The sequence below is a fragment of the Vulcanococcus limneticus LL genome, assembly GCF_002252705.1.
Lineage (GTDB): Bacteria > Cyanobacteriota > Cyanobacteriia > PCC-6307 > Cyanobiaceae > Vulcanococcus > Vulcanococcus limneticus.
In genome coordinates, this window is sequence record NZ_NQLA01000020.1 from 1 (window position 1) to 25,189 (window position 25,189).

A 25,189-nucleotide genomic window follows, 5' to 3' on the forward strand; every position below is an offset into this window, starting at 1 on the left:
GCTGATCAAGAGCCCCAGATGACAGGTACCGGCCACGGCAGGAGCGGCAACAGCAATGCGGCGCGGGTCTGGGCGGCTATTTCAGCAGCCTCCTAGAGGCGCTCGCGATCGAGGCGATCCGCCCGCAGTTGCCGCAGCCGTTCCCCCAGGGCAGGGCCGGGGTGCATCCCAGCGGCCACAAGTTCGGCGGCCGTCTGCGGGGCCCGCAACTGCCGCCAGCGCAGCCACCAGCGCAGCAGGGGCCGGCGGGGCCCGTCGCCACAGGCCAGGGCCAGGGCCACCGCCTCTGCCCCCAGCCCATGGTCCTCCAGCAACGCGGCCCAGCGAGACGGCGTCCAGCCCCGGCCATTCGCCCCGACCTGCGGCTCCAGGTCCAGCAGCCGTTGCCGCAGCCGCAGCCACTGGGCAAGCAGCTTGTGCTGACGGTGCGGCAGCTGCAGCCGCTCGGCCAGGGCCAGCGGCTCGGAGGCCCCGGCCACCAAGCCCACCATGGTGGGCAGGCCCAGCCGCTCGGCCCGGCGCATCCGCTGCCGCCAGCGGCGATCAACCTGCAGAGCAGGATCCAGCAACACCAGGGCGCCCCACTGCTGCAGCAGGGCCAGGGCCCGCGGCCAGGGCTCCCGCTCCAGCAGCAGCTCCAGCTCCATCCGCAGCCGGGTGGCCAGCGCCGGTGGCGCCTGCGGCGGGGGATCGCCGTGACGCCAGCGCCAGGGCCAGGCCGCCAGGGTGGCGCTCACCTGCTCCAGGCTGGTGGCCTCCAGCGTGAACCCCAGCCGAGCCCCGTAGCGGGCACCGCGCAGCAGACGCGTGGGGTCGTCGGCGACGCTGCGCGGGTGGAGCAGGCGCAGGCGTCGCTGCTCCAGGTCGGCCAGGCCGCCGTGGGGATCCAGCAGCCGCGGCCCGCCGGCCTCGAGCAATACCGCCATGGCATTGATCGAGAAGTCGCGGCGGGCCAGGTCGTCCTCCAGGGCGCCAGCGCGCACCAGCGGGTTCGCGCCGGGCTCGGGGTAGCTTTCGCGGCGGGCAGTCGCCAGATCGAGCAGGATGCCGTGCAGCTCCAGCTCCACCGTGCCGTAGGCGCCGTGGAGGCGGCAGAAGCCCAGGGCGCCCGGATCGCGGGCCTCCAGGCTCGCCGCCAGCCGGTGGGCCGCCGGAGCCTGGGAGGCCTCCACGGCATCAGCGCCCCCCGGCAACGTGGCCGGAGCCCAACGCGCTGGATCCTCCACCACCAGGTCCAGATCCGGCAGCCCCCGCCAGGGGTCGCGGTGCACCCGGTGCAGCAGCAGATCGCGCACGGCTCCGCCCACCAGGGCCAGGCGCAGACCGCCGGCCGCTTCCACCAGCGCGAGGTGGATCGGCTCGGGAATCGGCAGCGTCAGGTCGTGCGGCAGCTCAGGGCGGCCCATGGGCTCGGGTCCCTCGGCCCGCCCAGGATGTCGCATGGCTGGCCGGCAGGCCGTCCACCGGCGTGACGTGGCCGGCCCAGCGACACGTAGAACAATCTCCATCCCGCGCAGGGGCCCCACGTCGTCGATGTCGCTGCAGCTGCTGATCACCGGCGGGGCCGGCTTCATCGGCAGCCACACCTGCCTCAGCCTGCTGGAGGCGGGCCACGGCCTGGTGGTGCTGGACAACTTCGCCAACAGCTCTCCTGAGGCGCTGCGACGGGTGCAGGAGCTGACGGGTCCCCAGGCCGCGACGCGCCTGCAACTGATCCGAGGCGACATCCGCTCCCGGGAGGCTGTGGCGCAGGCCTTCCGTGCGGCGCCGATCGACGCGGTGCTGCACTTCGCCGGGCTGAAGGCGGTGGGCGAATCGGTGCGCCAGCCCCAGCGCTACTGGGACGTGAACGTGGGTGGCACCCTGCAGCTGCTGAAGGCGATGGCCGACCACAACTGCCGCACCCTGGTGTTCAGCAGCAGCGCCACCCTCTACGGCTTCCCGGACCAGGTGCCGATTCCGGAAAAGGCGCCGCTGCGGCCGATCAATCCCTACGGCCACACCAAGGCCGCGGTGGAGCGCCTGCTGACGGACGTGGCCGCCAGCGAGCCCGGCTGGCGCGTCGCTGCGCTGCGCTACTTCAACCCGGTGGGGGCCCACCCCAGCGGCCGCCTGGGTGAGGCGCCCAGCGGAACCCCCAGCAACCTCTTCCCCTACCTCAGCCAGGTGGCCGTGGGCCTGCGACCCACCCTGCAGGTGTTCGGCGCCGACTGGCCCACCCCCGATGGCACCGGCGTGCGCGACTACATCCACGTGATGGATCTGGCAGAGGGTCACCGGGCCGCCCTTGAGGTGCTGGTGCGGGAGCCGCCGCAGCTGCTCACCCTCAACCTGGGCAGCGGGCGGGGCCACTCAGTCCTGGAACTGGTGGCGGCCTTCGAGGCGGCCAGCGGCCGGGCGATTCCGTACCAGGTGGTGGCGCGCCGGCCCGGCGACTCGCCCACCAGCGTGGCCGATCCCTCCCTGGCCACCGCTCGGCTCGGCTGGCGCACCCGCCGCGGTCTGGCCGAGATCTGCCGGGACGGCTGGGCCTGGCAGAGCGCCAATCCGCAGGGGTACGGAGAAGCCCACTGAGCAGACTTGGTGGGGGGCACCGCCGGCCCATCGGAGCTGCCCACCCATGCGAGATTCACCGCCAACCACGGGGGTGAGTTGGGCGACACGCGTAGGGGCATCATCCTGGCCGGCGGCAGCGGCACCCGGCTGCATCCGATCACCCAGGCGGTGAGCAAGCAGCTACTGCCGGTATACGACAAACCAATGATCTACTACCCGCTCAGCACACTGATGCTGGCGGGAATCCGCGAGGTGCTGATCATCACCACCCCCCAGGACCAGGCCATCTTCCAACGCCTGCTGGGCGATGGCGGTGCCTGGGGCATGGCAATCTCCTACGCCGTGCAGACGAGCCCCGATGGCCTGGCCCAGGCCTTTCTGATCGGCGCCGCGTTCCTGGCGGGTGCTCCGGCGGCCCTGGTGCTGGGAGACAACCTCTTCCACGGCCACGAGCTGGTGCCCCAGCTCCAGACCAGCAACGCCGCCACGCTCGGAGCCAGCGTCTTCGCCTATCCCGTACGGGATCCCGAACGCTATGGGGTGGTGGAATTCTCCGAGGAGGGCCGGGTGCTGAGCATCGAGGAGAAACCGCAGCAGCCCAAATCCCGCTACGCCGTCACCGGGCTCTACTTCTATGACGACACTGTGGTGGAGCGGGCCCGGGCGGTGCTGCCCTCACCGCGGGGTGAACTGGAGATCACCGACCTCAATCGCAGCTACCTGGAGGAGGGGCTCCTGACGGTGGAACTGATGGGCCGGGGCATGGCCTGGCTGGACACCGGCACCTGCGACTCGCTGCATGAGGCCGCCAGCTACATCCGCACCCTGGAGCACCGCCAGGGGCTCAAGGTGGGCTGTCCGGAGGAGGTGGCCTGGCGGCTGGGCTGGATCGACGGGGCCCAGCTGGAGCGGCTGGCGGCGCCCCTGCGCAAGAGCGGCTACGGCGACTACCTGCTCACGCTGCTGGAAGAGCGCCATGCAGGCTGACAGGCTCCTCACAGGCCGTGGCGTGGCAATGGCCGGCCCGCTGCTGCTCACCCCCCGGGTGTTCGGCGATGCCCGGGGATTCTTTTTCGAGAGCTGGAACCAGCGGCTGTTCGAGCAGGTCCTCATGGCCGACGGGCAGCCGGCGCCTGGCTTCGTGCAGGACAACCACTCCCGCTCCTGCCGGGGCGTGCTGCGGGGCTTGCACTACCAGCTGCCACCCCATCCCCAGGGCAAGCTGGTGCGCTGCGCGGTGGGTGAGATCTTCGATGTGGCAGTCGACCTGCGCCGCTCCTCTCCGAGCTTCGGTCAGTGGGTGGGGGCGGTGCTGAGCGCCGAGAACCGGCAGCAGCTGTGGGTGCCGGCGGGTTTTGCCCACGGCTTCCTCACCCTCAGCGACCATGCCGAAGTGCTCTACAAGGCCAGCGCTTTCTGGAGCCAGGCCTGCGAGCGGGGAATCCGCTGGGATGATCCGGCCCTGGCGATCGCCTGGCCCCGGGAGGCCCTGGGGGAAACGGCCATCCAGCTGTCGGAGAAGGATGGGGCGGCGCCCGAACTGGCAGGGCTGCCGGCCGGGGAGCTGTTCCCATGACCCCACCCCTGCGCGTGCTGCTCACCGGCGCCGGCGGCCAACTGGGCCGGGCCCTGGTGGCCTCGGTGCCGCCGGGGGTGGAGCTGATCGCCACCGGCCGCAGGAGCGGCGACGGCCTGGTGGCACTCGATCTGGCCGATGCCGAGGCCTGCCGGACGGCGGTGCGGAGCCATCGGCCCACCTGGGTGCTCAATGCCGGGGCCTACACGGCGGTGGACCGCGCCGAGGCGGAAGCGGAGCTGGCCCTGGCGGTGAATGCCGGCGCTCCACGGGCCTTCGCCGAGGCACTGGCGGACACGGGCGGCCGGCTGCTGCAGCTGAGCACCGACTTCGTGTACAACGGCAGCCAGGGCTCGCCTTACCGGCCGGAGCAGGCCACGGACCCACTCGGGGTCTACGGGGCCAGCAAGGCCGCAGGCGAGGCGGCAGCCCTGGAGCTGGCGGGGGCGCGGGTGCTGCGCACCAGCTGGGTCTACGGGCCGGTGGGCCATAACTTCTGTCTCACAATGCTGCGGCTGCACGCGAGCCGGGCGGCGGGGAGAGAACCCCTGGGCGTGGTGGCCGACCAGGTGGGTTGCCCCACGGCCACCCACACCCTGGAGGCGGCCTGCTGGCGGGCCATCGGCGTGGGCACACCAACGACGGGGAGCGGTCTCGAGGGGCGCATCCTGCACTGGAGCGATGCCGGCGTCGCCAGCTGGTACGACTTCGCCGTGGCCATCGGCGAGCTGGGGGTAGTGGCGGGCCTGCTGGACCAGGCGGCGGAGGTACGGCCCCTCACCAGCGCCGAGTACCCAACCCCGGCCCGGCGCCCCAGCTACTCCCTGCTCGACTGCAGCGGCACCCGGGCGGCCCTTGGGCTGGAGCCCCTGCACTGGCGAACGGCCCTGGCCGCGGTGCTCGGGCAACTGCGTGATGCGGGCAACCCCGCCCCCGGCGGAGCTGGGCCTGAACCAGGCACCGCCGGACCGCCATGACAGACCCGCCATCCCGCCGTTCAGCCCACGCCTGCCCCGAGCTCGCCCCCCCACGCGCCGCTCCGCCCTGCGCCCAGCCCCGATGACCGCCCTACCCGCTCCACTCGACGTTCCGCAGCTCCTGGGAGACACCACCCGCGTCCTGGTGACCGGTGGCGCCGGCTTCATCGGCGGCGCCGTGGTGCGCCGGCTGCTGCGGGAGTCGACGGCCACGGTGTTCAACCTCGACAAGCTCGGCTACGCCAGCGATCTGGCCAGCATCAAGCAGCTGCTTCACACGCTGGCGGGCGGGGATCCGGGCGCTCGGCACCGTCTGCTGCAGGTGGACCTGGTGGATGAAGCCGCCACCGCCGAAGCGGTGCGGGCGGCCGATCCCGATCTGGTGCTCCACCTGGCGGCCGAGAGCCATGTGGACCGCTCGATCGACGGTCCGGGCGCCTTCATCGCCAGCAACGTGACCGGCACCTTCAACCTGCTGCAGGCGGTGCGGGCCCACTGGCAGTCCTTGCCAGCCGAGCGCCAGGCACGCTTCCGCTTCCACCACATCAGCACCGATGAGGTGTTCGGCTCCCTGGGACCCACGGGCCGCTTCTCGGAAACCACCCCCTACGACCCCCGCTCGCCCTACTCCGCCAGCAAGGCCGCCAGCGACCACCTGGTGAACGCCTGGCACCACACCTACGGCCTGCCGGTGGTGCTCACCAACTGCTCCAACAACTACGGCCCCTGGCAGTTCCCCGAGAAGCTGATCCCGGTGGTGATCCTCAAGGCCGCCGCCGGGGAAGCCATCCCCCTCTACGGCGATGGCGCCAACGTGCGCGACTGGCTCTACGTGGAGGACCACGTGGACGCCCTGCTGCTGGCGGCCACCCAGGGGCAACTGGGTCACAGCTACTGCGTCGGTGGCCACGGGGAGCGCAGCAACAAGGAGGTGGTGCAGGCGATCTGCACGGTGCTGGATGAACGCCTCCCCGCTGGCGCCCCCCACGCCCGCCTGATCACCCCGGTGCGCGATCGACCAGGCCACGACCGGCGCTACGCCATTGATCCCAGCCGCATCAGCACGGAGCTGGGCTGGCAGCCCCGTCACGCTGTTGCCGAGGGGCTTGCTGCCACGGTGGGCTGGTATCTGGGCAACCTGGACTGGTGCCAGGGGGTTCGGGAACGGGCCGGCTACGGCGGCGAGCGCATCGGCACGCGCCGCTGAGCCCACCGGCAGCTCCGCCATGCCACAAGGCCTGGAGGAGAATCAGCGCACCCTCCAGCCCTCGGTCCTTGTCTGCCCTCACCCGTTGCCTGCAGGAAGAGGCGGCGGCCATTGCCGCCACGGCGGAACGCCTTGCTGCGCACCAGGTGGAGGCGGCCCTGGAGCTGCTTGACGGCTGCGCGGATCGTCGCGCCAAGCTGGTGATCACGGGGGTGGGCAAGAGCGGCATCGTGGCCCGGAAAATCGCCGCCACCTTCTCCTCGATCGGCCTGATGGCGATCTACCTCAACCCGCTGGACGCCCTGCACGGCGACCTGGGGGTGGTGGCCCCCGACGACGTGGCGCTGCTGCTCTCCAACAGCGGCGAGACCGCCGAACTGCTGGAGATCCTGCCCCACCTGCGCCGCCGGGGCAGCCGCCGCATCGCACTGGTGGGCCGGATCGATTCCACCCTGGCCCGCGGCTGCGACGTGGTGCTCGATGGGTCCGTGGACCGGGAGGTGTGTCCGCTCAACCTGGCCCCCACAGCCAGCACGGCGGTGGCCATGGCCATCGGTGATGCCCTGGCCGCGGTGTGGATGGAGCGACGCGGCATCTCCCCCCAGGACTTCGCCCTCAACCACCCAGCCGGTGCCCTGGGCAAGCAACTCACCCTCACGGCCGGCGACCTGATGATTCCCTCCAGCCGGCTGATGCCGCTTCAGGCCGACACACCCCTGCCCGAGGTGATCGCCCAGCTCACCGCCGATGGGGTGGGGGCCGGCTGGGTGGCCCAATCCGGCGACCCCAGCCGGATCCGCGGTCTGATCACCGATGGCGACCTGCGCCGCGCCCTGCAGCAGCACAGCCCGCCGGAGTGGGCCCAGCTCACCGCCGCTGACCTGATGACGGCCGATCCGATCACCGTGGACGAGCAGGTGCTGGCGGTGGAGGCCCTGGAGCGGATGGAGCGCAACCGCCGCAAGCCGATCGCCGTGCTTCCGGTGGTGGGCGGCGCCCAGCAGATGCTCGGCCTGCTGCGCCTGCACGATCTGGTGCAGGCCGGCCTCAGCAGGGCGGCAGCATGAGCGGAATGGACGGCATCGAGGGCTTCGCCAGCCCATGGCAGCTGCGGCGCCGCTGGCGCTGGTTTCAGCAGCGCTCGCGCCTGGCTGCCGTGCGGCTGCTCGTGCTGGATGTGGATGGCGTACTCACCGACGGCGGCCTCTGGTATGGCCCCCAGGGGGAACTGATCAAGCGCTTCGATGTGCGCGATGGGCTGGGGATCCGCCTGCTGCAGCACGCCGGCATTGAGGTGGCCTTCCTGAGCGGAGGCCGCGGCGGCGCCACCGAGGTGCGCGCCCGCCATCTCGGCATCCGCCACTGTCTGGTGGGCGCGAAGGACAAGCCCCAGGCCCTGGCGACCCTGCAGGCCCAGCTGGGCGTTGCACCCACGGCCACGGCCTTCGTGGGGGACGACTTCAACGACCTGGCCGTGCGGGACCAGGTCGGCCTGCTGGTGGCCACCGCCGATGCGGCGCGCCCCCTGCGCCGCCAGGCGGATCTGGTGCTGCTGCGGGCCGGTGGGCGAGGCGCCGTGCGGGAGCTGGCGGAGCGGCTGCTGCGGCCTACACCCTTCTGGGCGGAACTGCAGGAGCAGGGCTGGCGCGATCGCAATGACTGAGCCCTGCGGCACTGGCCCCTACGACCAGAGCCGGAAGGCCTCATCGCGGGCTGCGAACCACTCGGCCGCCAACACACCACCCCCAAGGCGGTAGGCCTCAAACCAGGGGCCGCCCAGGGTCCAGTGCACCAGGAGCGGACCACCCTCGGCCGCTGGCTCAGGACGGGATGGCTGCACGTCGATCAGATGGTTCCAGCGCTCCATGGGCAGGGCTCCGATCTCGTGGTCTCCCTGGAGCCACTCGAAGCGGTGCAGCTGCAGGCCCGAAGCCGTGTTGACGTAGTCGGGCGTGAGGGCGGTGCAGCGCGCACAGTTGAACAGCATGAGCGAGCTCCAGTTCTTCTTCTCGTAGCGGGTCTGGAGGGCGCCAAGGAACTTCACGTCCTCGCGGGGCACGTGCTCGTGCTGCACGCACAGCAGCGCATAGCTCTCATCGCGTCGGGCCCAGAGCTCGGCGATGTCGCCGCGGGCGAGCATGTCGCAGTCCATGAAGATCGCCCAGCCCTGATAGTCCTGCAGATAGGGCACCAGGAAGCGGCTGAAGGAAAACTCGGTGCTCTGGCGCGGGTCCCGCTCGCGCCCGTACACGCCATGAAGCTGCCGGGCCACGATCGGCGTGATTGCCAGGGGCTGGCTGCTGTGCTGGTAGAGGCTGTCGATCAGCACGTTCACGGCGGCCCGTTCGTGGGGGTCGTAGCCGATGAACACCGGAATGGGCAGGGCCATGGGGGAACAGGAGGGGGGAGGCGCCGGAGACGCCAGCCAGAGGCGACCCTGTGATCAAACTACAATGCTGATGTTATGCAAGATGGATCCGCCTGAAGGCAGGCTGATCCATCTGCAGGCAGGCTCATCAACCTGAAGGCATGGCCATGCGACGGCTGGGTGCCAGTGGTCCATCCCGGCGCGCCGGGACCGGCGCACCCACGGACCAACCCGCGCTGCCCAGCTCAGTCCTCCAGGCCAGCCGCAATCAGCCGCGCCTGCTCCAGCTGCTCCGCCGTATCCACCGACAGCGACTCCTCCGCCACCGGAAACGTGCCGATGCCGATGCCCGCCTCCAGCAACCGCAGCTGCTCCAGCTTCTCGCTGTCCTCCAGGGGCGAAGCCGGAAGCTGGGGCCAGCGGGCCAGCACATCACCCCGGTAGCCGTAGATGCCCACATGGCCCCAGAAGGGCACATGGGCATGCCAGTGCTCCGGCTCCACGCCCCTCACGTGGGGGATGGCGGAGCGGGAGAAGTAGAGGGCCCGCCCATCGCTGGATACCAGTGTCTTGACCACGTTGGGGTTGTGCACCTTGTCGGCGCCCATGCGGTAGACGGGCGTGAGCACCTCCGGCAGCGGCGTGCGGCGTGCAAATTCGGCCGCCATCGCATCGATCACGGCCGGATCGAGGAAGGGCTGGTCTCCCTGCACGTTCACCACCAGGGTCTCGGCCGGTGAACCACCGCCGAGGGCCACCAGGGGCGCCACAACAGACGCCAAGCGGTCGCTACCGGAGCTGCAGGCCGGACTGGTGAGCAGGGCCTGGCAGCCCCAGCGCTGCGCCGCCTCAAGCAACTCCTCGGAATCGGTGCAGAGCACCACCGCCGCCGGACTCTCAGCCCGGTGGCAGGCCTCGAGCACCCGCTGCAGCATCGGCTTGCCGCCGATATCCGCCAGCACCTTGCGGGGCAGGCGGGACGATTCCAGCCGGGCCGGTACGGCCACGATCGTGCGCATCGCCATCAGTCCCAGAGCCGCGCAGCGTCATCCCGGGCGCCGAACCACTCGGCCGCCAGCGGCCCACCCATGCTGCGCTGCTCCCGGAACCAGGGGCCGCCCAGGGTCCAGTGCAGCAGCGTGGCGTCCTCGGCCTTGGCCGGATCCTGCACGGCCACCAGGTGGTTCCAGCGCTCGGGCAGGGCGCCGATCTCGTGGTCGCCGGCGAGCCAGTGGAAGCGGTGCAATTCCAGACCCGTGGCGCTGTTGACGTAGTCCGGGGTGAGGGCGGTGCAGCGGCTGCCGTTGAGCAGCATCAGCGAGCTCCAGTTCTTCTTGGGGTAGGGGGTCTGGGGCTCGCCCAGGAACTTCACCGTCTCGCTGGGGTTGTGCTCATGCTGCACGCACTGCACCGCAAATTGCTCGTCGCGCAGGGCCCAGAGCTCGGCGATGTCGCCGCGGCAGAGCATGTCGCAGTCCATGAACATCGCCCAGCCCTGGTAGCCCATCAGGTGGGGCACCAGAAAGCGGGTGAAGGAGAAGGCGGTGCTCTGCTTCGGGTCGCGCTCCCGTCGGTAGAGCCCCTGGGCCTCCAACTGGGACGTCACGATCGGCGTGATCGCCAGCGGCGCCGAGCTGAGCTGATACAGGCTGTCGATCAGCACGTTGGTGGCCGCCCGCTCCCGCGGGTCGTAGCCGATGAAGACCGGAATGGGCTGGCTCATGGCGCGAGCGTAGGGCCGCCGCCCGCGGCGCCCCAGAGGCCCCGGGCCCGCGCCACCAGCTCCGCCACGGCAACCGGATCGGCCGCCGGCCGAGTGCCGCTGGCCACCGCCCGATAGAGGTCGGCCACCGCCCAGGCCTCGGTAGCGGCGTCCCTCTCCCGGCGGGGAATCAGGTGCAGATGCAGGTGCCGCGCCCCCTCCCCGAAGGCGATCGCATAGACGCGCTCGCAGCCCGTGAGCGCCTGAACGAGCCACGAGGCCCGCTGCACCGCCCCGCCCCAGGCGGCGGCCTCGTCGGGCCGGAACGCGATCGGACCGCCCAGGTGCCTCACGGCATCGAGGATCAGCCAGCCCGCCAGCGGCGCCGGATCGGGGTGGTGGCGCAGCAGCCAGAGGCCGTCAGAGCCGATCTGCCAGCGGTGCCGGGCGGTGGGATCGACGTGCAGGCGGCAGACGCCGCAGTCGCCAGGGGGAGCGGCGCTGGGCTGGGACGGGACCTGGGTCATCGGCGTGAGGCGGGCAAGCTCAGGTCGACAGGTTCCGGCATGCTGGCCCCAACCCGGACTGCCGCGCCCGGCGCGATCGCCTGCCCATGAGCCTCACCCTGATCGCCGGCCCCTGCGTGATCGAGAGCCGCGAACTCGCCCTGGAGATCGCCGAGCAGGTCAAGGCCATCACCGACCGGCTGGGCATCCGTTACATCTTCAAGGCCAGCTACGACAAGGCCAACCGCAGTTCGGGCGGCTCGTTCCGCGGCCCCGGCGTCGGCAGCGGCCTGGAGGTGCTGGCGGAGGTGAAGGAGCGCTTCGGTCTGCCCGTGCTCACCGACATCCACGAGAGCCACCAGGCGGCCCCGGTGGCCGAGGTGGTGGACGTGCTGCAGATCCCGGCCTTCCTCTGCCGCCAGACCGACCTGCTGCTGGCGGCGGCCGCCGCCACCCGAGGCACCGACAAGATCATCAACGTCAAGAAGGGCCAGTTCCTCGCCCCCTGGGACATGGCCCAGGTGGTGAAGAAGCTCCGGGAGGCCGGCGTGCAGAACCTCTGGCTCACCGAGCGGGGCACCAGCTTCGGCTACAACACCCTGGTGGTGGACTACCGCGGCCTGCCCCAGCTGCAGGAGCTGGGCTGCCCGGTGATCTTCGATGCCACCCACTCGGTGCAGCAGCCGGGGGGGAAGGGCACCAGCACCGGCGGCCAGCGGGAGTTCGTGGCACCCCTGGCCCGGGCCGCGGTGGCCGTGGGGGTGGATGGGCTGTTCATGGAGGTCCATCCCGACCCCGACAACGCCCTCAGCGACGGGCCCAACATGGTGCCGCTGCACCGGCTTGAGCCGCTGCTGGAGCAGCTGCTGGCCATTCGCGATGCCGTCGCGGGCGGCCTGGCCCCCAGCAGCGTCTGAGCAGGGAACGTCATGCCGGCCCGATCCACCCCTGCCTTCGCCCAGCTGCGCCACGAGCTCAGCTGGTGGAAGCGGGCCCGCCTGCGCCAGCTGCTGGGCTCCCGGGTGGAGCGGGATGAATGGGAGGCCCTGGCGGCCTACCGCGGACTGGTGCGCCAGGCCTACGGCCAGCGGCCACTGCGGCCGGAACTGGTGGCCGACCTGTGGGTGCAGGGCGCCTTCCGCAGCCCCACGGGCCTCAAGCCCTTCTTCAGCCCGGCCCGGCGGGAGCGGGAGAACTCCTCGCACCACTACGGCCACGACATCCAGCTCAAGCGCCACGCCGGCCTGCCCCTGGTGGGTCCCCCCCTGCCCTGGCTGCTGGAGCACGGCCTCAAGGTGTCGCGCGAGGCGCAGTTCGAGGCACCGCAGCCCTGGTCGCAGGGCTACCTCTGCATGGGACCGCTGCGGGCCGGCTGGCTGCGGGAGCGCCACGGCCAGCCGGCCCATGCCATCGGCCCCTGGATCCTCTACGCCCGACCGGTACTGGAGCCTCAGGAGCTGGCGGACCTGCGGACGGAGCTGGGCCCCACCCTGCTGGTGCTGCTGGCCCACAGCTGGGACCAGGTGGAACGGCGCCTGGACCTGCCAACCTGCGTGGCCCAGGTGCAGGCCCTGGCGGCCGAGCGGGGCTACCGGCAGGTGATCTGGCTGCGCCACTGGCAGGACCCGGTCCAGCTGCCCCTGCCCCCGAGCTGGATCGTGGCCTGCAACGGCCACCGCTCCAACCCCTGGTTCCTCGATGGCCTGCGCACCCTGCTGGAGCTGGCTGACGGGCTGGCCAGCAATGCCTTCGGGACGCATCTGGGCTACGGCGCCGCCCTGGGCAAGCGCCTGCACTGGCTCCCGGCAGCGGCCGAGCAGGACCTCTCCCAGCTGCCGCCGGAGAAGGCGCGCCTGGAGGCCCTGGAGTGGAACGAGCGCCTGCGGCTCAGCCGGGAGCTGGAGGACCTGCTGGGGCGCTCCGCCGGGGAGACCAGCGGCCAGCCGGAGTTGCTTGCCCTGCTGGAACCGTTCTGGGGCCTGGGCGAGACCCGCTCCCCGGAGGCGCTGCGCCGGCTGCTGCGGAGCTGAGGGGAGCTGGGCCGAAGGGGGAAGGCCGGAAAACCCCAGAGAGTTGGCCGCCCCTCGCGGCCGACCTCAGGCCTCCAGGGCTTCAATCGGCGCCAGGCGCGGGTCGAGGATCTTCGGCGGCAGGCCCTCGAACTTCACGGCGATCGAGATCTTCTCGCCGCTGCCGAACAGGTGGGTCACCAGGCCCTCCCCGAAGGCGGCATGGCGCAGCCGATCGCCCACCACCCAGGCCTTGCCGGCGCCAGGGCCCACCGCCCGGCGCCTCACCGCATTGGCCGGAGCCGCGGCGGCACCGCCGGTCGCCACCCGCTGCGACTCCTCCCGGTCCACCCGCGTGAGCCGATCGAGTCGGTTCTCGCGCCGGATGGCGGCTCCGCCGCTGCGGGGGATATCGCCCTGGACCAGCTCCTCGGGGAGTTCGGAGAGGAACACCGAGGGCACCGCCGGCTCGCGCATGCCGCCCCACAGGCGCCGCTCACTGGCGTGGGAGAGGTAGAGGCGCTCCTTGGCCCGCGTAATGCCCACGTAGCAGAGGCGCCGCTCCTCCTCCATCGCCGCCGGATCCTCCAGGGAGCGATAGCTGGGAAACAGCCCCTGCTCCATCCCCACCAGGAACACCACCGGGAACTCCAACCCCTTGCTGGCGTGCAGGGTCATCAGGGTGACGCGATCCTTCTCGGTGTCCTTGCTGTCGGCGTCGCTTGCCAAGGCCGCCGAGGCCAGGAAATCCTCCAGGGAACCCTCGTCGTTTTCCTCCTGGTATTGCAGGGCTGCGTTCACCAGTTCGTTGAGGTTGCGGCGCCGATCTTCCGCTTCATCGGTGCCATCGGCGATCAGCTCGGCCACATAGCCGCTCTGCTCCATCACCCGCTGCACCAGCTCCGAGGGGGGCGCCTCCTGCACGCGCCGCTGCAGGTCGTTGATCAGTTCGCAGAACTGCAGCAGCCCCTTGGCTGAACGCCCCCCCAGGGAGCGCACCGCCTCGGGGTCGCTCACCACCTCCCAGAGCGGGATGCCCAGCTGGTTGGAGGCATCGGTGAGGCGCTCGATCGTGGTCTTGCCGATGCCGCGCTTGGGGGTGTTCAGCACCCGCAGCAGGCTCACGGTGTCGGCCGGATTCACCAGCAGCTTGAGGTAGCCGAGCACGTCCTTGATTTCGCGCCGGTCGTAGAAGCGCAGACCGCCCACCACGATGTAGGGGATGCCCCAGCGCACCAGTGATTCCTCCATCGCCCGCGACTGGGCATTGGTGCGATAGAGGACCGCCATATCACCCCAGCGCAGGTCCGGGTGGGCAGCCTCGAGCATCCGCATCCGGTGCACCACGGCTTCGGCCTCGGCGATCTCGTCATCGCAGCGGGTCAGCGTGATCGGCTCGCCCTCGCCGCGGGTGGGCCGCAGCACCTTGTCGATGCGCTCGCTGTTGTTGGCGATCAGGGCATTAGCCGCCTCCAGGATCGTGGCGGTGGAGCGATAGTTCTCCTCCAGCTTCACCATCGTGGCGGTGGCGTCATCAGGCGCTCCATCGCCGAAGTCGTCCTGAAAGCCCATCAGGATCGTGAAATCGGCGGCCCTGAAGCTGTAGATGCTCTGGTCGGCATCGCCCACCACGAACACCGAACGACCCTCCCAGTTGTCGTAGCTCTCCGGGTCCTGGCCGTCGGTGACAAGCAGCTTGATCAGGTCGTACTGGGTGCGGTTGGTATCTTGATACTCATCCACGAGCACGTGGCGAAAGCGGCGGTGCCAGTAGTTGCGGATCTGCTCATTCTGGCGCAGCAATTGCACCGGAAGCAGCAGCAGATCATCGAAATCGAGAGCGTTGTTGGCGGCCAGGGCACGGCGATAACGCCGGTAGGTTTCGGCCATCAACTTGCCCCGCTGGCCGCCGGCATCGGCCTCCAGCTGCTCGGGCATCCAGCCCTGGTTCTTGGCGCTGCTGATGGCCCAGCGCACCTTCTTGGGCTCGAAGCGCTTGGGATCCAGGCCCAGCTCCTGGGTCACAATCTCCTTCACCAGGCTCTGGGTGTCGCCCTCGTCGTAGATCGAGAACTGGCGCGTCCAGCTCAGGCCCTCGGGATCCCTGAACTTGTCGATGTCGAAGCGGAGCAGCCGAGCGAACAGGGCGTGGAAGGTGCCGATCCAGAGGTCCTTGATCACCTCGCGGTAGATGCGGCTGCGCAGCTGGCGCTGCTCCACCGCCGGCAGGGTGCTCCAGGGTTGGCCGAACTGACTCTGGGCCAGCTTCTGGGCCAGCAGCAGCTCCAGCCGCTCCTTCATCTCCCGGGCGGCCTTGTTGGTGAAGGTCACGGCCAGAAGCTCAGCCGGATCCACACCGTGGTGGCCGATCAGGTGGGCAATGCGGTGGGTGAGGGCCCGGGTCTTGCCGCTGCCGGCACCGGCCACCACCAGCAGCGGGCCTGTGTGGTGGTCCACCGCCTTGCGCTGGGCGTCGTTCAGGCCGGCGAGGAACCCACCGGAACCGGCGGACTGGGAGCGGTGCGTGACCATCCACTTAGCTTAGTGATCCCATCGGCCTGAGCCCGATCAGGCCAGCCGAGCTCCCAGCTCCACAATCTTAGAAAGTCGATCCCACGGATCAGCCCCGCAGGAGAAGCCCAGTGTCCACGGGTTCGGCAAGTTCGAGTTATCGCCGTGACATCGACGGGCTGCGGGCCATCGCTGTCCTGGCCGTCATCGCCAATCACTTCAACAAAAGCCTGGCACCGAATGGTTTCCTAGGCGTCGACGTCTTCTTTCTGATCTCGGGCTATGTGATCACCAGCTCCCTCTCCCGACGGCCGACGACCACATGGAGCGACTGGCTGGCGAGCTTCTACGCCCGGCGGATGAAGCGCCTGCTGCCGGCTTTGCTGGTCTGCATCGCCGTCACAGTCCTACTGGGGAGCCTCGTGATCCCGCCCTATGCACCCGCTGGAGGCAGCAGCTGGCGAACGGGGGTGAGCGCTATCTTTGGCCTGTCCAATCTCTATCTCCACAGCACCGCAACCGACTACTTCGCAGAATCCTCCGACTACAACCTCTTCACCCAGACGTGGTCCCTGGGGGTTGAGGAGCAGTTCTACTTCTTCTTTCCCCTCCTGCTCTGGCTCACGGGCTTTGCCCAGGGCCGGGTTCACGCTGCCAGACGTCTGGCCCTCGCCATCGGTGGCCTTGGGCTGGGCTCTCTTGGGCTCTACCTGACCTTGGCGAATCACGATGCGGCCGGGGCGTTCTTTCTGATGCCGGCGCGGTTTTGGGAGTTGGGCCTGGGCTGTCTGGCCTTCCTCACCGTGCAGCGCCAGGGGCGCCTGAATGGGCTGCTCCAGCGGATCAATCCCTGCTGGTTTGCACTACCCCTGGTTGCCCTCCTGTTTGTTCTGAAGGCCAGGATCACCACGGCCACGCTCGCAGCAGCAGCCCTGACCTGGCTCCTGCTCGTGGCGCTGCGGCCCGGCAGTGCGGTCCACGGCCTGCTCACGAGGCCGATCGTCCTCTGGTTCGGCGCCCTCTCCTACTCGCTCTACCTCTGGCACTGGAGTGTCCTGGTCCTGAGCCGCTGGACCATCGGCATCCATCCCTGGACGGCACCTGGGCAAGCAGGCCTGATGCTGCTGCTGGGCTGGCTGTCCTACCGCTGGATCGAGACGCCGGGTCGCCAGGCCAGCTGGCCCGGCAGCAGGGCCGCCACGATCAGGGTGGGCCTGGCCGCCGCCTGCCTCACCGCCCTGACGCTGCTGGGGTTTGAACGGACGGCCCTGACGGCGGCCTTTCGCGGTCGGCCGGCAGCGGCGACCCGCCAGGAAGTGGAGCGCAGCACCATCCCAGCCACAACGGTGACGAAGGCCAACTGCAGCTGGTACCGGGGTCAGGGCCCCACCCTGGCCCAGAGCCTGCGCCTGTGCACATTGCCGGCGCGGACAGCTCAATCACCACGGCTCCTGGTGCTCGGTGACAGCCATGCCGGACACCTCACGGGGCTGCTGGACCGGCTGCACCACGACGACGGGATTGGCCTGCGGTTGCTCTACGTCCACGGTCAGCTGGTGCCCCTCAGCCCGGAGCTGGAAACGCGTGCCTGGAAGGCCCTGGACAAAGCCCAGCAGGGACGCCTGATCGAACAGACCATGGCGGAGCTCCAGCCTGGGGATGTGCTGGTGATCTCCAATTACCTCGAGAGTGTCTTCGGAATCGATCGCCGCAATCGCTACGCCGATGACCGAGGCCATCCCCTGACACGAGACCAGGCCTATGCCCTTTGGCTGGGGAAGCTGGAGGCCCTGGCCCAGCGGGCAGCCCGGAAAAAGGTACCGGTCGTGGTGGTGTTGCCACTGCCCAAGTTCACGCGTGGGCGGGACCTTCCCCCACCGGAACTCTGTGTGAGGGAGTGGTTTCGTCCACTGCTCGATCCGGGCTGTGAATTCCAGGCGAACCGAGCGCGCCTGCGCCAGCAGATCGGGGCGCTGTCAACGGGGCTCAAGGCCGCGGCCGCTCGGCAGCCCAACCTGCTGCTCTACGATCCATTTTCGGTGCTCTGCCCTGCACACTCCACGTGCCAGAACTATCTCGGAGGGCGGCGCACCTTCTTCGACGACGACCATCTCAACAACCAAGGCGGAGCACTGCTCTACGACGACTTCCTCCGCTTTCTGTCGCGTCATGGCCTGCTTTCGAGCCCTGCTGCTGGCTGATTGTGCCGAGAGGCAATCAGCGTCGGTCAGACACTGGGCTCTCCATTCCAGACTCGATCCGATGGCATCCCAATAGGCGCGCATGAGCTGTGCCAACCCTGGAAGCCACACCACCCAGCTGCTGCAACACCTGCGACCACACTTTCCCTGGGCCCTTGCCTTCGGGCTCCGCCCCTTCCCAGCCCGAGCTGGGCTGCGGGTGGTCGGCGGAGTGCTGGCGGTGGGCTTAGCTTACTACCTGTGGGCGCTGGTGGCGATGGCCGGCCAGGCGGCGAATGGGCGCACCGGCTTCGTGACGCTGGCCAAGCTGCTGCGCAAGCTGCGCTAGAGCTCGGTGCTCAGGGAGGTGTAGAACACCGACGTGCCGCTGGTCTCGCCCACGTCCCAGCTGCTACTGAGCCTCGGTTTCTGGCCGTGCTCGTCGTCGCGACGCTGGGGCTGCGGCAGAGGCTGTGGGGCCGCGATTCGCGGTGCTGGGCACCACCGGCCACACCGAGCTCTTCCCGCGCTGGAGCAGCGTGGGTCAGTCGGCCCTGGGGGAGAGCTGGGCGATCCGGGGACTGTTCGCCAACCTGCTCGGCGCCGAGGTGGAGCCCCTGGCCCGCACGCTCAGGGGTGAGGACGGCGCCAACCAGGGCGCTGCCAGGGCCGCCCTGCCCAGCTGCCCGGCCTACCCCGAGGCCGGCTCGATCGTGCCCTGGGGAGACCGCTTGCTGGTCTGCCTGGAGACCAACCCCGTCAGGGCGCCGGGCGGAACGCCGCCCGGGTGAGGAGGAACGAGCACCCCGACCAGACCACGAGGCTGATCAGTCCCACCGCCACCGGCCCGGCCCCCCCAGCCTGCAGCAGAGCCCCCAGTCCCAGACTCAGGGCCAGGCAGAACCCCTGGATCGCCGCATAGCGAACCATCAGGCCGCAGCGGAACGGCACCCGAAAACTGACCCGGGCATGCAGCACCGCATTGACCAGCAGGCACACTCCTCCCGCCAGGGCGATGGCCAGGGTCGCCTGACCCGTGAGCCGCCAGCCGAGGGCATAGAGGGCCAGGTAGAGCAGTTCCCCAAGGGCCCCCACCAGCAGGAAGCGGGGCAGGCTGCCACCGGCCAGCCGCCGCAAGCGGCCGATCACGGGGCCACCCCGTCATGGCGGCCCCCGGTTCGATCCAGGGCACCTGGACATTCCACAGCCCTAAACCGGTCCATGCTGCGGATGAACGACTGGGGCTTGCCGCTGACCGTCAGAAAGATACGGCCGAGGTACTCACCGAGCACGCCGATCAGCAGGCTCTGGAGCCCGCCGAACAGGGTGATGGCCGAGATCACCGAAAGCCAGCCCGGCACCAGCGTGCCGTGGAGCAGGAACTCCAGCAGCAGCCAGGCCAGAACCGCCAGACCCACCAAGGCCAGGGCAACCCCCAGCAGCGTGGCCAGCCGCAGGGGCATCAGCGAGAAGCTGGTGAAGATCGTGAGCCAGAGGCGGATCAGCCGTCGCAGGTTGTAGTTGCTTTCGCCCACGGCCCGGCTGTCGTGGTGCACGTCCAGGCTGCCGATGGCCTGCGTGACCTGGGAAAGCAGGCCATCGATGTAGGGGTAGGGGCCGGCGTAGACGGCCGCCTGGCGAGCAATCACCCCCGCCACGCAGCGAAAACTGGAGAGATAGAAGCGCTCCGGCAGGTCCAGCAGCCAGTGGGCCGTGCGGTTGGCGAAGGAACTGCCCAGGTTGCGCCAGCCGGCATGGCGCTTCTGGCGGTAGTCGCCATAGACCACATCCAGCCCCGTGGTGCGGGCGTGCTGCCAGAGCCGCAGGGCCTCCTCGGGGGGATTCTGAAGGTCGTCGTCGAGGTTCACCACGTAGCGCCCCCTGGCGTGGCGGTAGCCCGTGAGCACCGCCTGGTGCTCGCCGAAGTTGCGGCTGTGGCGGATCAGCAGGGCGGGCAGCGGCGTCCGCTGCAGGGCAGAGCGCATCTGGACCGCCGTGTCGTCGGGGCTGCCGTCATCCACGAACACCACCTCCCAGGCCACGCCGGGCTCGAGGGCCGCGAGCCGCTGCACCAGGGCCGCCACACTGCCGGCACTGCGGTAGAGGGGGATCACCAGGCTGAGCTCGGGATCGGCAGGCGACATGGGGGCGACGAGGGCTGAGGGGGAGGGAGAAGCTGAACGGTGCTCAGCGGCGGCGGGCCACCAGGAACAGGGAACTGCCGAAGGGCAGTGGCAACCAACGGGTCATGCGGGCCTCGGCAACCAGCAGGGCCTGCAACGACCGGTTCAACCAGCGCGGTGGTGGACGCAGGTCGGATCCCCCCCGGCTGGCCCCGGCTGGTTCCCGGGCGGAGGGGAGCCAGCGCTCCAGCCGCGCCTGAAGCCACAGCAGGGGCGCCAGCCAGGAATTCCAGTAGCGCAGATCGCGCACCTCCAGGGCGGCGACGTCCGCGAGCCGGCGCAGCTCGGCCGGGCGAAAGCGGCGGGCACCCATGGTGCGGCGGTCATGGTGGCGCTCCAGGCAGGGCAGAGCCGCCACGTTGAGCAGCAGTAGCCCACCGGGTTCCAGCAGGCCGGCCATACCCGCCAGGGCCCGAAGGGGCTCCACATCCCGGTGGTACAGCACATCCATGCTCAGCACCACGTCGTAGCGCCGGGGCCAGCCCGCCAGGTCGTTCACCGAGTGGGGCTGCACCGCCAGACCCTGGACTCGGGCCAACTCCAGGGCCAGGGGGTTCAGATCACAGCCCTCGGCGGCGGCCAGCCAGGGCTGCCCCTGCAGCCGCCGCAGCAGGCCACCGGTGCCGCAGCCCGCATCGAAGATGCGCAGCGGCCGGCCAAGGCGCCGGGCCTCCTGCTGGAGCAGGACCAGAACCCGCCGGTGCAGACCTCGGAACCACCAGTGCTCGGCCTCCACCGCTGCCAGGGCCCGGTATTCCGCCGGCTCCATCAGCGCCCCTCCACCAGCACCCCACGCAGCGCACGGGCCACCTGCCGCACCTGTCGGCGTGGCAGGTAGGGGTGCAGGGGCAAGCTGAGGATCCTGGGCAGCAGCGCCTCGGTGTGGGGCAGGGACCAGCGGGAGCCGAAGCGCTCGGCGGCGTAGGCGTGCTGGTGGCAGGCCAGGGGGTAGTGGAGGCCCGCCGGGATGCCTTGCGCGCGGCAGGCCGCCAGCGCCCGATCGCGCAGGGCGGGGAGCAGCTGCACCACATAGAGGTGATAGCTGTGGCGCCACAGCTCACCGTCGCCGGGCAGCCGCAGCGCGGGGAGCTCCGCCAGCTCCTGGCGATACCACTCGGCCACCTGGCGGCGCTGGGCGATGCGGCGCTCCAGATCGTTGAGCTTGGTCGCCAGCAGCCAGGCCTGAAGTTCATCCAGGCGGCTGTTGACGCCGAACTGCACGGCCTGTCGGCTGGCATCCCAGCCGTAGAAGCGCAGGCGGCGCAGGTGTTCGGCATCGTCTGGGCTGCGGGCCACCACGGCGCCGCCATCACCGCAGGCGGCCAGGTTCTTGGTGGGATAGAAGCTGAAGCAGGCGAAGCGCCCGTGGCGCCCCACCGGCTGACCGGCATAGCGGGTACCGCAGGCCTGGGCACAGTCCTCGATCAGGGGAATGCCCTGGCGCTCGCACAGCGCGCTGAGCCTCCCCAGATCACAGGCCTCGCCGTAGAGGTGCACGGCGATCACGGCGCGCACGGCCCCGGGGTGGCTGGCGATGGCCTGCTCGAGGGCCTCGGGGCAGAGCACCGGCCGCTCCGAAGCCAGGTCGATGAACAGGGGCCGCCCCCCCAGCCGCAGCACCGCCGCCAGGGTGGCGTAGGCGGTATGGGAGGGCAGCGCCACGGCGTCGCCGGGGCCCACCCCCGCCGCCCGCAGGGCCAGCTCCAGCGCATCGGTGCCGTTGGCGACGCCCACGGCCGACTCTGGGGCGAGGGCGGGGTCGATCCAGGCGGCGAATGCCGCTTCGAAGGCGGCCACGCCAGGCCCCAGGATCACCTGCCCGGACGCGACGATTCTGTTCTGGGCCCGGCGCAGCGCCCGGCGGTAGCGCCAGGCCTCCTGCTGGGGAAAGTTGTAGGGATCGAGCCCTGGCAGTCCCAGCAGCCTCATCGGTAAGCGGGCAGATGGCTGCCGTAAAAGGCCAGCGTGCGCTCCAGGGTCTGGCGCAGGCTGCGTCGGGGCCGCCAGCCCGTGGCCGCCGTGAAGCGCTGGTGGCAGGAGTAGTAGTCGCCGATGTCGATGCGCTGGCGCTCAGTCGGGTAGGGGGTCACCTGGAGCCTGCCACTGCCATGCAGGTCGATCAGCAACTCCGCCAGTTCCCGCAGCGACAGCCTCTCCCCGTGGCCGAGGTTGAAGGGCGTCGGCGCCAGGTCCCGCCGCGCCCCCGCCAGCAGCAACGCATCGACCACGTCCTCCACGTCGTTGAAGTCCCGCAGCTGCTGGCCACCCCACACCTCGATCGGATCGCCCTCCAGCAGGCGGCGGATCCAGATCCCCACAAAGGTCTGGCGGGCGTCCTTGACCCGCATGCGCGGGCCGATGGTGTTGGTGAGCCGCAGCACGGACGTGCTGAGGCCATGGACCTGGGCGTAGAGCTGGTGGTAGAGCTCGGCGGACAGCTTGTTGATGCCGTTCACATCCACCGGTTGGGTGGGGTGGGCCTCATCCACCGGCAGGTAGCGGGGCCGGCCGTAGAGCTGGCGGGTGCTGGCGAACACGATCCGGGCCTCGGGATTGCTGGCCCGACAGATCTCCAGCAGGCTGAGCTGGGCGGTGCAGTTGATCTCCAGATCGGTATGGGGATCGCGCATCGAATCCAGGTGGCTGGTCTGGCCCGCCAGGTTGAAGATCACCTCCTGGCCCCGCACCAGCGCCTCCAGCGAGAAGCGGTCGCGGATGTCGGAGAGGTTGATCCGCAGCCGATCCTCATAGCCGGCGATGTTGGCCAGGTTGCCGCCGTATTCCGGGATCAGGCTGTCGATCAGCGTCACGCGCGCACCGAACTCGGCCAGCCGGATCGCCAGGGTGGAGCCGATGAAACCCAGGCCACCGGTGATCAGAATCTGCCGCCCCCGCCAGGTGTCGGCCGCGGGGATGGCCGCGTCGGCCGCCAGTGCATTGACAGGGGCCAGGGCCAAGGGGATGGCCTGATCAGGAGCCGCGTCGGGCTGGGTTTCGGCGGCAGCCACGGACAGACTCGTCAAGGGGGATTGTGGGCAACCCCAAATCCATTCTCAAGTATCCGGCGCTACCTAGGCCGGGCGGGATGAAGGGCGCCGCTCCGCCGCCACCCGCTCCACCAGCCCCGCCACCGCCTCCAGGTGGTGACCCACGGTGAAGGCCGAACCGGCCCGCAGCGCCGCCGCCCGCCCCAGCCGCTCGGCCAGGGCCGGATCGGCCGCCAGCCGGGCGATGGCCGCCGCCATGCCGGCCACATCGCCCTCATCCACCAGCAGGCCGGTCTCCCCATCAAGCACCACCTCGGGGATGCCGGCATGGCGGGTGGAGACCACCGGCAGGCCACTCAGCTGGGCCTCCATCACCGACACCGGCGAGCCCTCGCTGTCGCCATCGGGGGCCACCAGGGAGTGCTGCAGGAAGGCGCGGCTGGTGCGCATGCGAGCGGCCACCTCGGCGGGGCTGCACAGACCGGGGAGCTGCACCTGATCCTGCAGGCCCAGCTCCCGCACCAGCTCGCGGGCAGCAGCCAGCAGCGGGCCATCGCCCACCATCACCAGCCGTAGCCCGGTGGCCTGGCCATGCGGTAGCTGCTCCAAGGCGGCGGCGAAGGCCCGGATCGTCAGCAAGGGCCCCTTCTTGGCCACAAATCGCCCTACCGCCAGAAAGGTGGGTGGCGCCTGGCCCGGAGCGGCCCCATGGAACAGGCCGGCATCGGCCCCGCAGGGACTCACCACCAGGCGATCGGCGGGGGCCCCGAGCTCCAGCAGGGTGCGGCGCATCGGTTCCGACTTCGCCACCACCCCCGCCGCGAGACCCAGCAGGCGCCGGTAGCGCTCCCGCAGGGGGACCAGGCGGCTGCGGGCCGAGGCATCGGAGCCGTGGAACTGCACCACCAGGGGGATGCCGGTCCAGGCCGCCGCCTCCATCATCCGCACGGCGTGAAAGCCGAATTCGGCGATCAGGGCATCGGGCCGGTGGCGCCGGCAGAGGGCCCAAGCCACCAGCGAGGGCGGCAGGGTGCCGGCCCGGCGCAGGCCGAGCCTGTAGAGCGCCTTGCTGAGCAGCACCGAGGCGGCATAGGCGCCCTGCCACGGCCGCTTCCAGGAGAGGTCATCGCCGAAATAGGCGATGGTGTCGAAGGGGAGGCCCCGCAGATTCGCCCGGATGAAGGTTTCCGAGGGGGCCTGGGCCGACGGCACGAACGCCAGCAGGCGCAGCCGCGGATCGGAGCGGGTCATGGCGTGGCGGCGGAGGGCGAGGAGGAGGCGGGGAGCGGGGCGGCCGCGGACGGGGACACGGGCTGGAGCCAGGGGGCGAGGGCGGCCAGGAACTGGCCGCGGATCGCGGCTTCGGCGAAGCGCTGCCGCACGGCCAGGGCCCCGTGGCCGAGCCGCCGCCGCAGCTCGGGGTCATCGATCAACGCCTCCAGAGCCGCCATCAGCTCAGAGACCCCCGAGCCGGCCGGGAGCAACCAGCCGTTCTGGCCGTGGGCGATCAACTCGGCGGGGCCGGTGGGGCAGTCGATCGCCAGGCAGGGGCAGCCGCTGGCCATCGCCTCCAGCAGCACGTTGGGGATGCCCTCGAAGCGGGAACTGAGCACGAACAGTTCGGCGCGGGCATACCACTCCGCCAGGTTGCCGACCCGCCCCGGCAGCAGCGGCGCCGCCACGCCGGCAGGCAGGGCAGGCCAACCGGTGGGCCAGGCCTCCGTGGGCAGCCCGGCGATCGCCAGCCGCCAGCCCGGCCGCCGTGCGGCCACCGCGGCGAAGGCCGGCACCAGCAGGTCGAAGCCCTTCTGGTGAGGCTTGGTGCCCACCGCCAGCACCAGGCGCTCCTCGGGCTCCAGCAGACCGGCGGGGTCGACCCGGGGCGGGTGCTCGGGCAGGGGCCAGGGGATGGCGTTGGCCAGCACTGCGGTGCGGGCCGTCAGCCGCCGCTGGCGTAGCCAGGTGGCGATCGCCTCGGTCTGCACCAGATGCAGGGCCGCCCGCGGATAGGTGAGCCGCCGCAGCCAGCGCCAGGGCAGGGCCAGGGGGGTGGCCCCGGGGAAGATCCGCTCCGCCACCACCACCGGCAGGGCGCCATTCCAAGCGGCCAGCAGCAGTTTCACCGCCGGCAGGGTGGTCATGCCGAGGGCCAGATCGAAGTGCTCGGCCTGGAGCAGCCGGCGCAGCCGCCACACCCGCAGCGGGAACACCAGGGGCCCCAGCCGCTCCAGCGGCCCGGGCAGGGGCGGCTCATGGCGGCGCTCCAGGCCGGCGGGCAGGGGGTAGAAGTCGGCGCCGGCCCGGCCGGGGGTGAGCAGCACCACCCCATGGCCCGCCGCCAGCAGCCAGCGGGCGAATTGCAGGGCCACCCGCTCGGCTCCGCCGGTGCGCAGGGAATGGATGGCGATCAGCACCCTGGCCATGGCG

At 70.6% G+C, this 25,189-nt stretch carries 25 protein-coding genes; 12 read left to right on the forward strand and 13 right to left on the reverse strand.

What is annotated here, in order from left to right; genetic code table 11:
• Nucleotides 1-92 precede the first annotated feature (92 nt).
• Entirely contained in the window at nt 93-1,406 is a 1,314-nt protein-coding gene (locus CJZ98_RS09585) for a tRNA nucleotidyltransferase/poly(A) polymerase family protein (RefSeq protein WP_232756367.1), read from the reverse strand.
• A 127-nt stretch (nt 1,407-1,533) separates the two neighbouring features.
• Between CJZ98_RS09585 and galE the strand changes: the two genes are divergently transcribed.
• The 7 genes from galE to CJZ98_RS09620 all read left to right on the forward strand — a co-directional run bounded on the left by galE (nt 1,534) and on the right by CJZ98_RS09620 (nt 7,979).
• Nucleotides 1,534-2,574, forward strand: coding sequence for a UDP-glucose 4-epimerase GalE (gene galE, locus CJZ98_RS09590; RefSeq protein WP_094590770.1), 1,041 nt, complete (start codon nt 1,534-1,536; stop codon nt 2,572-2,574).
• 78 nt (nt 2,575-2,652) lie between these two features.
• Nucleotides 2,653-3,543 carry a glucose-1-phosphate thymidylyltransferase RfbA gene (gene rfbA / locus CJZ98_RS09595; protein WP_094590855.1) on the forward strand — a complete coding sequence of 297 codons (891 nt, stop codon included), beginning with the start codon at nt 2,653-2,655 and terminating at the stop codon, nt 3,541-3,543.
• A complete protein-coding gene (gene rfbC / locus CJZ98_RS09600; RefSeq protein ID WP_094590771.1) occupies nt 3,533-4,132 on the forward strand; it encodes a dTDP-4-dehydrorhamnose 3,5-epimerase in 600 nt (199 codons plus the stop codon). The genes rfbA and rfbC overlap by 11 nt, the downstream gene beginning before the upstream one ends.
• Nucleotides 4,129-5,109 (forward strand): dTDP-4-dehydrorhamnose reductase, encoded by a 981-nt coding sequence (gene rfbD, locus CJZ98_RS09605; RefSeq protein ID WP_094590773.1) that lies wholly within the window; start codon nt 4,129-4,131, stop codon nt 5,107-5,109. Before rfbC ends, rfbD begins: the two co-directional genes overlap by 4 nt.
• 82 nt (nt 5,110-5,191) lie before the next feature.
• On the forward strand, nt 5,192-6,316 hold the full coding sequence (rfbB, locus tag CJZ98_RS09610; protein WP_094590775.1) for a dTDP-glucose 4,6-dehydratase: 1,125 nt from the start codon (nt 5,192-5,194) through the stop codon (nt 6,314-6,316).
• A gap of 68 nt (nt 6,317-6,384) precedes the next feature.
• Nucleotides 6,385-7,383, forward strand: a complete 999-nt coding sequence (locus CJZ98_RS09615) for a KpsF/GutQ family sugar-phosphate isomerase (RefSeq protein ID WP_094590777.1) — start codon at nt 6,385-6,387, stop codon at nt 7,381-7,383.
• Complete coding sequence (locus tag CJZ98_RS09620) at nt 7,380-7,979, forward strand: KdsC family phosphatase (RefSeq protein ID WP_390625515.1); 600 nt, start codon at nt 7,380-7,382, stop codon at nt 7,977-7,979. Before CJZ98_RS09615 ends, CJZ98_RS09620 begins: the two co-directional genes overlap by 4 nt.
• Nucleotides 7,980-7,997: 18 nt before the next feature.
• Here CJZ98_RS09620 and CJZ98_RS09625 read toward each other — a convergent pair whose 3' ends face one another.
• From CJZ98_RS09625 to CJZ98_RS09640, 4 genes are all read right to left on the reverse strand, one after another.
• Nucleotides 7,998-8,705 carry a glycosyltransferase family protein gene (locus tag CJZ98_RS09625; RefSeq protein WP_094590781.1) on the reverse strand — a complete coding sequence of 236 codons (708 nt, stop codon included), beginning with the start codon at nt 8,703-8,705 and terminating at the stop codon, nt 7,998-8,000.
• 224 nt (nt 8,706-8,929) lie between these two features.
• Nucleotides 8,930-9,709, reverse strand: a complete 780-nt coding sequence (gene kdsB, locus CJZ98_RS09630) for a 3-deoxy-manno-octulosonate cytidylyltransferase (RefSeq protein WP_198537652.1) — start codon at nt 9,707-9,709, stop codon at nt 8,930-8,932.
• Nucleotides 9,709-10,407, reverse strand: a complete 699-nt coding sequence (locus CJZ98_RS09635; protein WP_094590785.1) for a glycosyltransferase — start codon at nt 10,405-10,407, stop codon at nt 9,709-9,711. Before CJZ98_RS09635 ends, kdsB begins: the two co-directional genes overlap by 1 nt.
• Nucleotides 10,404-10,913, reverse strand: a complete 510-nt coding sequence (locus CJZ98_RS09640; RefSeq protein ID WP_094590787.1) for a diadenosine tetraphosphate hydrolase — start codon at nt 10,911-10,913, stop codon at nt 10,404-10,406. The genes CJZ98_RS09635 and CJZ98_RS09640 overlap by 4 nt, the downstream gene beginning before the upstream one ends.
• A gap of 86 nt (nt 10,914-10,999) precedes the next feature.
• Here CJZ98_RS09640 and kdsA point away from each other — a divergent pair, with 86 nt between their 5' ends.
• Together kdsA and CJZ98_RS09650 are read left to right on the forward strand one after the other, a co-directional pair.
• A complete protein-coding gene (gene kdsA / locus CJZ98_RS09645) occupies nt 11,000-11,809 on the forward strand; it encodes a 3-deoxy-8-phosphooctulonate synthase (protein WP_094590789.1) in 810 nt (269 codons plus the stop codon).
• A gap of 12 nt (nt 11,810-11,821) precedes the next feature.
• Entirely contained in the window at nt 11,822-12,922 is a 1,101-nt protein-coding gene (locus CJZ98_RS09650; protein WP_232756368.1) for a hypothetical protein, read from the forward strand.
• Nucleotides 12,923-12,988: 66 nt separating this feature from the next.
• On the opposite strand, the gene CJZ98_RS09655 is transcribed toward CJZ98_RS09650, so the two are convergent.
• Entirely contained in the window at nt 12,989-15,433 is a 2,445-nt protein-coding gene (locus CJZ98_RS09655; RefSeq protein WP_094590791.1) for a UvrD-helicase domain-containing protein, read from the reverse strand.
• 110 nt (nt 15,434-15,543) lie between these two features.
• On the opposite strand from CJZ98_RS09655, the gene CJZ98_RS09660 reads away from it, so the two are divergent.
• The 3 genes from CJZ98_RS09660 (at nt 15,544) to CJZ98_RS09670 (ending at nt 18,383) form a co-directional block, all read left to right on the forward strand.
• Nucleotides 15,544-17,613: an acyltransferase family protein gene (locus CJZ98_RS09660; RefSeq protein ID WP_094590792.1), complete on the forward strand. Its 2,070-nt coding sequence runs from the start codon at nt 15,544-15,546 to the stop codon at nt 17,611-17,613.
• An 82-nt stretch (nt 17,614-17,695) separates the two neighbouring features.
• Nucleotides 17,696-17,941, forward strand: a complete 246-nt coding sequence (locus tag CJZ98_RS09665) for a hypothetical protein (RefSeq protein WP_094590794.1) — start codon at nt 17,696-17,698, stop codon at nt 17,939-17,941.
• 142 nt (nt 17,942-18,083) lie between these two features.
• The gene (locus CJZ98_RS09670) at nt 18,084-18,383 is read left to right on the forward strand and encodes a hypothetical protein (RefSeq protein ID WP_094590796.1); all 300 of its coding nucleotides are present in this window, start codon (nt 18,084-18,086) and stop codon (nt 18,381-18,383) included.
• On the opposite strand, the gene CJZ98_RS09675 is transcribed toward CJZ98_RS09670, so the two are convergent.
• Genes CJZ98_RS09675 through CJZ98_RS09705 form a run of 7 tightly spaced genes read right to left on the reverse strand, consistent with a single transcriptional unit; the run spans nt 18,352 to nt 25,185 of the window.
• Entirely contained in the window at nt 18,352-18,741 is a 390-nt protein-coding gene (locus tag CJZ98_RS09675) for a GtrA family protein (protein ID WP_094590798.1), read from the reverse strand. The genes CJZ98_RS09670 and CJZ98_RS09675 overlap by 32 nt on opposite strands.
• A complete protein-coding gene (locus tag CJZ98_RS09680; RefSeq protein ID WP_094590800.1) occupies nt 18,738-19,736 on the reverse strand; it encodes a glycosyltransferase family 2 protein in 999 nt (332 codons plus the stop codon). Before CJZ98_RS09680 ends, CJZ98_RS09675 begins: the two co-directional genes overlap by 4 nt.
• A gap of 43 nt (nt 19,737-19,779) precedes the next feature.
• Nucleotides 19,780-20,544 (reverse strand): class I SAM-dependent methyltransferase, encoded by a 765-nt coding sequence (locus CJZ98_RS09685; protein ID WP_094590802.1) that lies wholly within the window; start codon nt 20,542-20,544, stop codon nt 19,780-19,782.
• Nucleotides 20,544-21,704 carry a DegT/DnrJ/EryC1/StrS family aminotransferase gene (locus CJZ98_RS09690; RefSeq protein ID WP_094590804.1) on the reverse strand — a complete coding sequence of 387 codons (1,161 nt, stop codon included), beginning with the start codon at nt 21,702-21,704 and terminating at the stop codon, nt 20,544-20,546. The genes CJZ98_RS09685 and CJZ98_RS09690 overlap by 1 nt, the downstream gene beginning before the upstream one ends.
• Nucleotides 21,701-22,798 (reverse strand): NAD-dependent epimerase/dehydratase family protein, encoded by a 1,098-nt coding sequence (locus CJZ98_RS09695; RefSeq protein ID WP_232756369.1) that lies wholly within the window; start codon nt 22,796-22,798, stop codon nt 21,701-21,703. Before CJZ98_RS09695 ends, CJZ98_RS09690 begins: the two co-directional genes overlap by 4 nt.
• Before the next feature lie 48 nt (nt 22,799-22,846).
• Complete coding sequence (locus CJZ98_RS09700; RefSeq protein ID WP_094590807.1) at nt 22,847-24,013, reverse strand: glycosyltransferase; 1,167 nt, start codon at nt 24,011-24,013, stop codon at nt 22,847-22,849.
• Nucleotides 24,010-25,185 (reverse strand): glycosyltransferase, encoded by a 1,176-nt coding sequence (locus tag CJZ98_RS09705; protein WP_094590809.1) that lies wholly within the window; start codon nt 25,183-25,185, stop codon nt 24,010-24,012. The genes CJZ98_RS09700 and CJZ98_RS09705 overlap by 4 nt, the downstream gene beginning before the upstream one ends.
• Between the last annotated feature and the right edge of the window lie 4 nt (nt 25,186-25,189).